At 71.0% G+C, this 11,309-nt stretch carries 8 protein-coding genes and 4 tRNA genes; 6 read left to right on the plus strand and 6 right to left on the minus strand.

The genetic code is table 11. From position 1 onward, the window contains the following. The 3 genes from GT354_RS39760 to GT354_RS39770 form a co-directional block, all read right to left on the minus strand. Positions 1–419, minus strand: a 419-nt coding sequence (locus GT354_RS39760) for a GNAT family N-acetyltransferase (protein WP_161361276.1), incomplete at its 3' end; no start/stop codon positions are given. 88 nt (positions 420–507) lie between these two features. Beyond that, the gene (locus tag GT354_RS39765; protein WP_161361278.1) at positions 508–1,332 is read right to left on the minus strand and encodes an aminodeoxychorismate lyase; all 825 of its coding nucleotides are present in this window, start codon (positions 1,330–1,332) and stop codon (positions 508–510) included. After that, entirely contained in the window at positions 1,329–2,372 is a 1,044-nt protein-coding gene (locus GT354_RS39770) for a chorismate-binding protein (RefSeq protein WP_346012384.1), read from the minus strand. Before GT354_RS39770 ends, GT354_RS39765 begins: the two co-directional genes overlap by 4 nt. Positions 2,373–3,119: 747 nt before the next feature. Between GT354_RS39770 and GT354_RS39775 the strand changes: the two genes are divergently transcribed. The 5 genes from GT354_RS39775 to GT354_RS39795 all read left to right on the plus strand — a co-directional run bounded on the left by GT354_RS39775 (position 3,120) and on the right by GT354_RS39795 (position 5,412). Further along, complete coding sequence (locus GT354_RS39775) at positions 3,120–4,817, plus strand: DUF4328 domain-containing protein (protein WP_161361280.1); 1,698 nt, start codon at positions 3,120–3,122, stop codon at positions 4,815–4,817. 180 nt (positions 4,818–4,997) lie between these two features. Then, positions 4,998–5,070 (plus strand) — tRNA-Gly (locus tag GT354_RS39780). Positions 5,071–5,119: 49 nt separating this feature from the next. Then, positions 5,120–5,193: transfer RNA gene (locus GT354_RS39785), tRNA-Cys, on the plus strand. Between the two features lie 37 nt (positions 5,194–5,230). Further along, positions 5,231–5,302: transfer RNA gene (locus GT354_RS39790), tRNA-Val, on the plus strand. A 38-nt stretch (positions 5,303–5,340) separates the two neighbouring features. Further along, positions 5,341–5,412 (plus strand) — tRNA-Val (locus GT354_RS39795). A 230-nt stretch (positions 5,413–5,642) separates the two neighbouring features. Here GT354_RS39795 and GT354_RS39800 read toward each other — a convergent pair. Further along, on the minus strand, positions 5,643–6,656 hold the full coding sequence (locus tag GT354_RS39800; protein WP_161361282.1) for a helix-turn-helix transcriptional regulator: 1,014 nt from the start codon (positions 6,654–6,656) through the stop codon (positions 5,643–5,645). A 104-nt stretch (positions 6,657–6,760) separates the two neighbouring features. Between GT354_RS39800 and GT354_RS39805 the strand changes: the two genes are divergently transcribed. Continuing rightward, the gene (locus GT354_RS39805; protein WP_161361284.1) at positions 6,761–8,284 is read left to right on the plus strand and encodes an MFS transporter; all 1,524 of its coding nucleotides are present in this window, start codon (positions 6,761–6,763) and stop codon (positions 8,282–8,284) included. 169 nt (positions 8,285–8,453) lie between these two features. Here the strand turns inward: GT354_RS39805 and GT354_RS39810 are convergent, their stop codons facing one another. Together GT354_RS39810 and GT354_RS39815 are read right to left on the minus strand one after the other, a co-directional pair. Next, complete coding sequence (locus GT354_RS39810) at positions 8,454–10,319, minus strand: MDR family MFS transporter (protein WP_161361285.1); 1,866 nt, start codon at positions 10,317–10,319, stop codon at positions 8,454–8,456. Further along, entirely contained in the window at positions 10,316–10,810 is a 495-nt protein-coding gene (locus GT354_RS39815) for a MarR family winged helix-turn-helix transcriptional regulator (RefSeq protein WP_161361288.1), read from the minus strand. The genes GT354_RS39810 and GT354_RS39815 overlap by 4 nt, the downstream gene beginning before the upstream one ends. Positions 10,811–11,309 lie beyond the last annotated feature (499 nt).

Raw genomic sequence — 11,309 nt, forward strand, 5'->3', positions numbered from 1 at the left:
AGGGCGGCCGTGTACCGGAGCAGTTCGGCGGCGCACCACTGGGTGCGTTCGTCGGCGTCCATCCGGCGCACGCTCGGCGGCAGGCCGGTCGTGCGTACGGGGGCCGACAGGCGGCGGCTGTCCGGGACGTAGCCGAGGGCCTCGACGAGGCCCTCGGCGGCGCGGTTCCCCTCGGGGACGGCACTGGCCATGCGGGTACAGCGCCGGCTGCGCATGATCTCCTCGGCCGCGAGCATCGCCACGCACGCGTGGCCGCGTCGCCGGCGGGACGGCAGGACCTGGATGTGCAGGATCCAGCCGGTGCCGGCGCCCCACGGCCCCAACGGGGTCAGGTGCACGCCGCCGATGGACCGGCCGTTGGCGCAGATCGAGTACACGCCGTCACGGCCGGGGCCGGCCGGTCGCAAAGTGGTGGTCATCGCGGGCGTCCGCCTTCCCCGGGCGCAACGCCCCGTTACCGGCAGTGCTGCCCGCCCGCGGACCCGACCAACCCGGAACGGATCGGCCTCACGGGTCGATGTCGGCGGCGGAGCGCGCCGCGAAGACCTCGATCGCCTTGCGGGTGACGGGTCCGGGCGCGGTGAGGGTGCGGTCGTCGATGCGGTGTACGCCCTGTACGTCGCGTAGCGATCCGGTCAGGAACACCTCGTCGGCATCGGCGAGCACGGACAGCGGTACGTCGATTTCCTCGGCGCCGAGCCATTCCAGGACGAGTTCGCGCGTGATGCCGGCCAGGCAGCCGGCCGACAGGGGTGGCGTGACGACGCGGCCGTCGAGAACCACGAACACGTTGGAGCCGGTGCCCTCGCACAGGTTGCCGGCGGTGTTCGCGAACAGCGCCTCGGTCGCGCCGCGTTCCTTCGCGTGAGCGAGCATGACGACGTTGTCGGCGTAGCTGGTGGTCTTGAGGCCGGCGGTCGGCGCGTTCTCGTTGCGCGTCCACGGGACGGTGACGGCCGCAGTGGTGGGGCCGCGGTCCTTGCCGGGGCCGAGCGCGACGAGCAACGTCGGGGCGGCCTCGCCGCGTTCGGAGCCGAACGGGGCCGGCCCGCCGGTGTGGGTGATCCGCAACCGTCCCAGGCCCGGCAGCGGATTGGCGCGCACCACCTCGTCGCACGCGCGGCGAACCAGATCGAGGTCGGGCTCCGGCAGTCCGAGGCCGCGGGCCGAGCGAGTCAACCGGTCCAGGTGCCGGGTGCGCGCGAAGGTCCGTCCGCCGGAGACCTTGAGGGTCTCGAACACGCCGTCGCCCACGGTCAGTCCGTGGTCGTCGGCACGCACCAGGGCCTGTTCGTCGTCGACGAGACGATCGTTCAGCCAGATCTTGCTCATGGGCCCTCCGAGATGGTCTGCGCGCCGGGCGCGGTCGCGTGGTCCTGTGCCGCGACCGCCAGCAGGTTACGCGCCTTGAGTTGCGTCTCGTCCCACTCGCGTTGGGGATCGGAGTCGTACGTGATGCCGGCGCCGGTACCGAAGCACAGCCGCCCGTCGCGGACGAAGAAACTGCGGATGCCGACCGCGAGCGAGCCTTGTCGGCGGTCGGCGTCGACCCAGCCGATCGCCCCGCAGTAGGGCCCGCGGGGGACGGGTTCGAGTTCGTCGATGATGCGCAGCGCACCGCTCTTGGGTGCGCCGCTGACCGAGCCGGGTGGGAACGTCACGGCCAGGAGTTCGGGCCAGCCGACGCCTGGGGCCAGCTCCCCGGCCACCGTCGAGACCAGGTGGACCAGGCCCGGATGCTTCTCCACGACGCACAGGTCGGGCACGGTGACGGTGCCGATCGCGCTTGCCCGGCCGAGGTCGTTGCGGACGAGGTCCACGATCATCACGTTCTCGGCGTAGTCCTTGGGGAGCAGGTCGGCCTCGGTGGCGCCGGTGCCTTTGATCGGGCCGGAGGAGACCCGGTCGCCGTTGCGGTCGAGGTAGAGCTCGGGTGACGCGCACGCGACGTGGACGCCGTGCTCGGGCAGGCGGAGCACGCCGGCGTAGGGCGCGGGGTTGCCGTGCGCGAGCCGGCCGGCGAGGCCGACGATGTCGAAGTCGGTGGGCAGCGGCGCGGTGAGGAGGCGACAGAGGTTGACCTGGTACACGTCGCCGGCGGCGATGTACTCGCGGATCCGGCGTACTCCGGCGCGGTAGGCGTCGGCGCCGAGTGAATCGGTCCACGCGTCCGCGGGCGGACCGCTCCACGGCGCGGCGGGCAGCGGCGCGGGTCGTACGTCGTCGAATCTCGCGCACAGCACGTCACCTTCGAAGTCGGCGACGACTGCCCAGAATCCGTGCGATTCCAACGCGGCGGGGTCACGAGTGACGTCACGCAGGCCGGTGGCCAAGCGTCCGCCGAGATGAGCGAGAGGGAGTGACTGGCTCACGTTTTTCGTTTCCGGGATAGCGACCTCGGCACCTGTGGACGGTCGGTGGCACCTGTGGTGGGTCGGTGCGTGGGTCGGATGAACCATTGTAGGAGGGCGCGAAGTGGCGGGTGCGCGTGTGGGGGCGTGCGCCGGGGCGCCGGTATGCGCGAATTGGGGTGCCTGTACGGGAGTTGCGGCAAGCGGGCGGAAAGAGGCTTACGGGCGAACCGGGAGTCGCATCGGCGGCGCGACTGGGATATCCCCGTTCCGTAGTGGCCGTCGGGCACGGCATGATGCGGCACGGGTGGCGATACTCGGCATCGCCGGGTCCGGCGTCTCGACCTCGGTCGGCGACCGCGACGCCCGCTCGTCATCGGATGCCTACGCTGCACGTTCACACCTACTTCGCGCTTCACGGCTCGGCTTCACGTTTCGCGGTTCGCGGTTCGCGGTTCGCGGTTTCGGCTCGCGCTTCGCGGTTCGGCTCGCGCTCCTCGGTTCACTCCTACGTTTCACGTTCTTTGTGCTACGCCTCACGTCTCACGCCTCGCGCGTCACGTCACACGTCTCCATGCGATCGAAGGACTTTCATCCGTGCACTGCTCCGCCTGCGACACCTGGTCAACGCGGGCCGACCGCTGTTCGTACTGTGGTGCCGTTCCTGCGGCGTCGGCTCAACCGGCCGACGCCGCACCGGCCTCGGTGTCCCCGGTGGCTCCGGTGGCCTTGGTGGCTCCGGCGGCTCCGGCAGCCCCCGCGGCTCCCGTGGCGCCGGATCCGTACGCGCCCGTTGCGGCCGCCCCTCCCTACGCCGCCGCTCCTCCGTACACCGGGGCCTATCCGGCGGCGCCGGGGCAGTTCGCGCCGCAGGCCCCGTACGGCATGCCCGGTCAGTACCCCACCATGGGATATCCCGGTTGGCGACCGGCCCCGCGGTTTCGCGCGTTGCGCGGACTCGCGATCTCGCTCTACGCGTTGCTGCCGGTGAACGCGGTCTTCGCGGTGCTGGGCGCGATCGCGTTCTTCTACCGTGCCGACGTGTTGCAGCAGATCTCGGACGCCGGTGAGTTCGGCGTGGACTCGGAGCTGCACCAGCGGGCCGAGGACTCCGACGTGCTCGTCGGGGTGGCGATCGGGTTCCTGACGCTGTCCCTGGTCGCGACGGCCGCCGTGTTCATCATCTGGTTGCACCGGGCCCGCTCGAACGTCGACCTGTTCGGCCCTTCGAGGCAGCGCCTGCACGTCGGGTGGACGATCGGCGGCTGGTTCCTGCCGATCGCCAACCTGTGGTTCCCGAAGGTGATCCTGCACGACGTGTGGCGCGCAAGCGACGCGCGTACCGCCGAGCGCGGCGGCAGGACACCGGGCCGTCACCCGCTGTTGTGGACGTGGTGGGTACTGCTCGTGGGCTCGGTCGTGCTGTTCCTCGCGAGCCGACTGTCGTACCCGCGCAACGTCGGACTGGACGACGCGAGCCGGCTGGAGACGATCGACATCCTCTCGGGCGCGGCGGACATCGCGCTGGTGTTCGCGGCGATCGCGGCGATCTTCGTGGTCAAGCGGATCACGCGGTTCCAGCAGCAGCGCGAGGCCATGGCGTACGCGTCGGCGGCCGGTGCGGGTGCGGTCCCGGGTGCCGGCGGCGGGGCACCGTGGGGTGGGTACAACCCGCCCGCACCGACGGGGCAGTTCTACGCTCCGCAGGCACCGACGGGGCACTTCCATGCTCCGCAGCCGGCGATGGGGCCGACCGCTCCTGCGGCGCCTGCGGCTCCGGGAGTGCCGCCGGTGCCGATGGCCCCGGGGATGGCTCCGCGGGCCGGGGACACGGCCGTGGAGGCTGCTGTGGCTGCACCGGAGGGCGAGGTCGTACCGGCCGAGGCGCCGCCGCGGCCCGAGGTTGCACCGATGGCGGGTGCCGAGGATGCCGGTGTCGCGGATGCGGTGTCCGCCGACGGTGAATCGGCCGCGCCGGTGTCGTTGACGAAGCCGGTCGAGGAGGAGGGCGGGGCCGCCTCTGTCGGGGCGGACGCGATCGAGGCTGTCGACGCGGACGCGGCCGATGCGGAGGCGCAGGCGCAGGCGCAGACGGATGTCGTGGAGGCCGAGGCCGAGACGACGGTCGAGCCGGTCGTGGTTGTCGACGCGGCGCCGGTCGTGTCGTTTGCCAAGGCGGACGCCGATGCGCAGGTGGGTGCGGAGGCTGCGGACGAGGTCGGGGCTCCGACCGGCCGGGACGCGGTCGATGCCGGGCCTGCCGCCGAACCGGAGGTCGACGCCGAGGGCGTCCCCGAGGTCGACGCCGAGGCCGCGCAGCAGGCCGACCGCCGGGCCGACCCGACGGCCGACTCCGACTCCGGCTCCGACTCCGATGCGAAGGGCAAGCCCTCCGGCGACGCCGCGCTCCCTGATTCGGTCGCCCGCGAGGTCGAGTCGGCTTCGTCGGGTGACCGTCGAGGCTGAGGGGTCGGGAGCGCTTCGGAAGCCGGTTCGACCCCTCGTGGTTCGGGCCGGCTTCCGCCGTTTTCGCAGGTTGCGCGGGTCCTGCCGACCGGGTTCCGCGGAATCGGTTTTTGTGATGGCCCTCCGATCCGCTAAAGTTCTGCACGTCGCCGGAACGCGGAAACGCGGGTCGGAGGACAGGCGGACGTGGCTCAGTTGGTAGAGCATCACCTTGCCAAGGTGAGGGTCGCGAGTTCGAATCTCGTCGTCCGCTCGGAAGAAGTAGAGGAACATGGCGGTGACCCGCTATGTTTCCTTCACTTGGTGGAGTGGCCGAGAGGCGAGGCAACGGCCTGCAAAGCCGTCTACACGGGTTCAAATCCCGTCTCCACCTCCAAGAACGCCCGAGGCAGTACGCCGACGGTGATCTTCCCGCGCGATTAGCTCAGCGGGAGAGCGCTTCCCTGACACGGAAGAGGTCACTGGTTCAATCCCAGTATCGCGCACGCTGCACCAAGAAAAACGGATGGAACGGTACGAACCCGCGCGATTAGCTCAGCGGGAGAGCGCTTCCCTGACACGGAAGAGGTCACTGGTTCAATCCCAGTATCGCGCACCGCGGATGTATCGAGGGGCCGGAAGATTTCGATCTTCCGGCCCCTCGACGTTTTCCGGAGACGATCGGTGCATCGGTCCATCGATGGCCGTCGATCGGTAACCCGTCGGTCGGTTGATCGGGCGGACGGCGTTGCGCGTGACGGGTTTTGACGGCGTGTCAGTCCACGGCCCGGCCCGTCGCCCGTCGCGTGCGTCACATCGCGGGCCGACCGGCGGACCCGTCCGACCTCACGGTGTCGAGTGATCGTGTATCGGGCTCCCGACGAAGTCCGGTGCGCCGAGGCGGCTCAGGCGTTGTCGGCTGGCGTCGTTCTGCGGGATGTACACGCTCATCCGCTGGCCCGGGGCCGCGGCGAGATCGGCGGGCATCGTGCGTACGTGCAACAGACCTACGTCGGCGTGCCGGAAGACCTTCACGCGCGGCCGGGAGAGCGATATCGGGTGGGCCGCCCACGCCGTCGCGAATTCCGGGCTGGCCTCTACCAGTTCGTCGATGAACGCGCCCCACACCGGGTCACCGACGTTGCGGGCGTAGGTGGCGCGGAGCGTCCCGACGACGCCCCGGGTCTCCTCCTTCCACTCGTGGAACGGGTTGCAGCACGCGGGCCGGGTGAACAGCTCCCAGATCAGGTTGCGCCGGCTGCACGGCTCCGCCACGAGCGCGGGGAACACCCTGGCGTACAGGGCGTTGAAGGCGAGGACGTCGTAGCGCCCGCTCAGGATCACCGCCGGCATCGTCGCGAAGTCGTCCAGCACCGCCTTGACGTCGTCCTCGACCACGTCGTCGGCGCGCGGGGTGGCCTGGTTGGGCACGCACGCGAGCCGCTTGACGTGGTCGATCTCGGCGGGGTCCAGGCGCAGGGTGCGGGCGATGCCGCCGATCACCTGGGAGCTGACGTTGATCGGGCGCCCCTGTTCGAGCCACGTGTACCAGGTCACGCCCACGCCGGCGAGCTGCGCGAGTTCCTCGCGGCGCAGGCCGGGGGTGCGTCGGCGGCGGCCGGTCGGCAGGCCGACCTGCTCGGGGGTGATCCGCTCGCGGCGGCTGCGCAGGAACGCGCCGAGTTCGGCGCGGGAGGCGTCGCGGGCGGGCAGTACGTACTCGGGGGCCCGGTCCGCCGCGCTGGGCTCGGCCGAGCAAGGCGACGGGCCGACGGCGTCGATGGCGGTGTCGGCCTTGGACTCCCGGCCGGTGCCGGTGGCGGTGGTGGTGGCGACGTCGAGGCCCGGGCGTACGGTCATGGTCCCATCGTGCGCATGCGAGCGGCTCGATTGCCAGGTTATTGGTTATACCCGGATAACCAGGCTTCTGGTCCGGGTATCCGGGATCGAGCAGAGTCGGGTCCATGACCGATGTGGTGTCGCGCCGAGGTGCGCGACGGATCGAGCCTGAGCAAGAACACCCGACGAGTACGGAGGTGGCGGCGGACGCGGAGGCGGCTGCCGGTACCAGACACAAAAGCGCGGGCACGCTGCTGCTCGCGGTGTTGGTGGCGGGCCAGTTCGTGGCGGTTCTGGACGCCTCGATCGTCAACGTGGCCGCGCCGGACATGCGTACCGACCTGCACGCGTCCGGGTCCGGGCTGCAGCTGGTGATCGCGGGCTACACGATCGTGTACGCGATGTTGCTGATCACGGGTTCACGCCTGGGCGCGATCTTCGGGCACGGGCGGGCGTACCTCGCGGGGCTCGGCCTGTTCACCGCCTCGTCGCTCGCGTGCGGGATCGCGGGGTCGACGGCCGAGCTCGTCGCGTTCCGGTGTCTCCAGGGGGCCGGGGCCGCCCTGTTGGTGCCGCAGGTACTGACGCTGATTCAGCGGCGGTTCGAAGGGCGGCGACGCACGGCCGCGTTGGGGCTGTACCAGACGGCGATCGCCGGTGGCGCGGTGATCGGGCAGATTCTCGGCGGCGTGCTCGTCAGCGCGGACCTGTGGGGTACGGGGTGGCGGCCGGTGTTCCTGGTGAACGTGCCGCTGGGCATCGGGCTGCTCGTGATCGGGTGGCGCGCGCTTGGCGGTGACGAGCCGGATCCCGGTACGGGCCCGTCCCGGTGGCAGCGGCTCGACGTTCCGGGCGTGCTGATGCTCGCGCCGGCGATGCTCGCGGTCGTGGTGCCGTTGGTGATGGGGCACGAGCAGGACTGGCCCGTGTGGGGCTGGGTGTTGCTGGTTGCCGGTCTGGTGGGGATGGGCGCGTTCGCGCTCGTCGAGCGGTGGGTGGCCGGGCGTGGGGGTGCTCCGTTGGTGTCGGGGGCGGTGCTGCGCTCCCCCGGGTTGTTGCCCGCCGGAATCGCGTTGCTGCTGGGTGTCGGGAGTTACAACGGCTTCCTGTTCACGTTGGCGCTGCACCTTCAGTCCGGGCTCGGGGACAGTCCGTTGCGCGCGGGACTCGTCTATGTGCCCTGTGCGGTCGGGTTCGCGGCCGGCGGCATGTGGTGGCGACGACTGCCCGAGCGGTTGCGGGCGCATGTGGCTTACGTGGCCTTCGCGTTGGTGGCGCTGTCGTACGTGGCGCTGGCCTTGTCGGTGCGCGGCGGCCGGGAGGCGGGCTTCGCGTTGGCGCTGGCGCTCGGGGCGATGGGCCTGGGCCAGGGCGCGGCGCTGGGGCCGATGATGGGTACGGCGCTCGCGCGGGTCCGGCCGGAGGACGCCGGTGACGCGAGCGGCGTCGTGGTGACGCTCATGCAGTTCGGCGGGGTGCTCGGGGTCGCGACGTACGGGACGTTGTTCCTGTCCACGACGGGCGCCGGCGCGGGGGCTTCGGCGCATGCGACAGTGCTGACGTTCGGGGCGCTGGCCGTGGTGAACGTGGTGGCCGGGTTGTGGGCCTGGGCGTTCTTCGGGCGGCGGCGGCAGACGCGGGCGGCGTAGGGACGAGAGTGTGGAGCGGCCCGGGCGGGGGGTGTCCCCTGCCCGGGCCGCGGGTGCCGTATCGGTGTCGACGCCTGGGTGGTGTCGGTGCCGTGTCGCAACGGTGTTGTGCCGGGTCGGTGCTGTGCCGTCTTGCGTCGGGTCCGATGTTGCGTCGGACCCGGTTCGGTCAGTTCTCGGGCCAGCGTCTGCCGGCTGCTCGGCGGGCTTGCTGTTCGGCCGAGCCGGTCGCCGGCGGTGTCGGGGACTGCGGGGACGCCGGGGGCGCGCTCGTCGCGGGGGCGGCGCCCGGGGTCGGAGCCGGGGTCGGCTTCGTGGACGAGCCGGCAGGTGTGGTCGCGGTCGCCTGGTCCTCGGCCTCGGCGGCGGCCTTGGCCTGGAGGCCGGACATCGTGCGGAGCGGCACTTCCTTGATGAAGAACACCAGAACGAACGCCACGAACATCACGCACGAGGCGATCAGGAACACCAGCTGCATCGCCTCGGAGAAGCCCTCCTTGAACGGGGCGGCGAGGCGTGGGTCGAGGTTCGAGATGAACGACGAGTCGCTGAGTACGCCCGAGCCCTGGGCGCCGCCCGGGTTCGGATTGCGGACCATCTCGATCACGGGGCCGTTGGCCGGATCGGCGAGCACGCCGGGGTCGTTGAGCGCGGCCTGGAACGAGGGCGTGCCCACGTCGCGGGTGAACGCCTTGGCGATCTCCTCGGACACGTTGCTGAACAGGACGGACAGGAAGACCGCGGTACCGGCGGTGGCGCCCATCTGTCGGAAGAACGTCGCGGCGGACGTGGCGACGCCCATGTCGCGCGGCGGGACCGCGTTTTGGACGACCAGGATCAGCGTCTGCATGCACTGGCCGAGGCCGATGCCGAGCAGGACCATGAACAGGCTCGTGGTCACGATCGGGGTGTCGGCGTCGACGAACAGCGAGAACAGCCCCATCGCGACGGCCGCGATGCCGGTGCCCAGGATCGGGAAGATCTTGTAGCGGCCGGTCTTGGAGGTGAGCTGGCCGGACACTATCGACGAGCCCATCATCCCGGCCATGACCGGGATCATCAGGAGGCCCGCCTCGGTCGGGCTGGATCCCTTGACGATCTGGAAGTACTGCGGGATCAGCATGAAGCCACCGAACATGGCCATGCCGAAGATGACACCGATCAGCGACGCGAGGCTGAAGATCCGATCGCCGAACAGGCGCATGGGGATGAGCGCGTCGTCGCCCATCCGCCGCTCGACCAGCACCCACGAGACGACGCCGACGATCCCTATCACGTAGCACGTGGCGGCGGTGTTGGAGCCCCAGCCCCATTCCCGGCCCTGCTCGGCGACGATGAGCAGCGGTACGACGCCGAGCGTGAGCAGGGCCGCGCCCCACCAGTCGACGCGGTGCGGACGTCGCGTGTGCGGGATGTGCAGCACCTTGGCGACCACGATCAGCGCGACGACGCCGACGGGGACGTTGACCAGGAAGACCCAGCGCCAGCCCGCGATGCCCAGGATCGTGTCCTGGCCGGCGAAGAAGCCGCCGACGAGCGGGCCGAGCACGCTGGAGGTACCGAAGACGGCCAGGAAGTAGCCCTGGTAGCGGGCGCGTTCACGCGGAGCCACTATGTCGCCGATGATCGCGAACGCGAGCGACATGAGACCGCCGGCGCCGAGGCCCTGAAGCGCCCGGAAGCCGGCGAGTTCGTACATCGACGTCGAGAACGTACAGAGCGCCGAGCCGAGCACGAAGATCGTGATGGCCGCGAGGTAGAACGGGCGCCGGCCGTACAGGTCGGACAACTTGCCGTAGAGCGGCGTCGCGACGGTCGACGTGATGAGGTACGCCGTGGTGGCCCACGCCTGCTGGCTCAGGCCGTGCAGGTCGTCGGAGATCGTGCGGATCGCGGTGGAGACGATGGTCTGGTCGAGCGCGGCCAGGAACATGCCTGCCATCAGGCCGTACAGGATCGTCATGATCTGACGGTGGCTCAGGCCATTGTCGTCCTGGGCCTGTTGCGGCTCGGCGGGGGTTTTCGTATCGGTCATGCGAGGTTGCCTTCCGGGCCACCGGACGCTGCGTCTGGGGACTGTGTCTGGGGTTGTTCGGGGGGCGGTGCTTGGGTTTCGCGGGCCGGTGCCTGAGCTTCGCGAGCCGGGACCTGGGCTTCGCGGGCCGGGCCCGCTTCTCGCGTCGGGGACTGGTCGCGTTCGAGGTCGTCGTTGAAACGACCGAGGAGGTGCACGAGCGTGCGGCGTTCATGGGCGGACCAGTCGCGGGTGACCCTGTCGAGTTCGACTTCGCGGCGCTTGCGGTACACCTCGAACGCCTGCCGCCCGGCGTCGGTCGCGGCAAGCAGGGTACCGCGGCCGTCGTTGGGGTCGGGCCGCCGCTCGACCAGTTCGCGCTGCACGAGCGAGGCCACCTGTCGGCTGACCGTGGACACGTCCAGGTAGGTCATGGCGGCCAGGTCGGTCACCCTGCGGGGCCCTTCCAGGGCGAGGTAGGCCAGGAGCAGCCGGTCTCCCCCGTCGGGCACGGGGCCGCCTTCGGCACGGTTGCGCGCCTTGGCCGCGGCCGAAAGCCGCATGAGACGCGCGAGTTCGCGTCCCAACTCGTCGGGTGCGCGGCCGGCTGTCGGCTCGTCGCACGATGTCGCGGTATCGATGACCGCCCCCCTTGTCCACTGGCCAACGCATCAACTGCTTGGCGCAACCAACAATAGCGGTTCGGGCCTCGCGGGTGAACGCGCGGAGGCGGGGGCTCGTTGCCTTGTGGCCCTTGCGATTCCCGGGGGCCGGGGGCAGGCGGCGAGGGCCGGCCGAGGCGGCGGTCGGGTTGCGGGATCGTCGCTGGTGGCGGGGGCTGTTCCCACTCGCACCACCCGTGGCGTGGGCGAGGCGGGCTGCGGTCTCGCGGCTACCGGGCGGCGCGGTCGGGCCCCGCGGCCCGGAGTTCGCGTACCGCCGCCCGCCTCGACCTCGCCAAGGCCGGGCGTTCGGGTCCCCCGCGTACCGACGGGCGCCGTCGACCCGCCG

The organism is Streptomyces sp. SID3343 (assembly GCF_009865215.1).
Classification (GTDB): domain Bacteria; phylum Actinomycetota; class Actinomycetes; order Streptomycetales; family Streptomycetaceae; genus Embleya.

Bases quoted from the DNA above. Each gene is read 5' to 3' on its own strand.
- GT354_RS39765 (WP_161361278.1), bottom strand. From the start codon at position 1,332: ATGAGCAAGATCTGGCTGAACGATCGTCTCGTCGACGACGAACAGGCC.
- GT354_RS39805 (WP_161361284.1), top strand. From the start codon at position 6,761: ATGACCGATGTGGTGTCGCGCCGAGGTGCGCGACGGATCGAGCCTGAG.
- GT354_RS39810 (WP_161361285.1), bottom strand. From the start codon at position 10,319: ATGACCGATACGAAAACCCCCGCCGAGCCGCAACAGGCCCAGGACGAC.
- GT354_RS39800 (WP_161361282.1), bottom strand. From the start codon at position 6,656: ATGACCGTACGCCCGGGCCTCGACGTCGCCACCACCACCGCCACCGGC.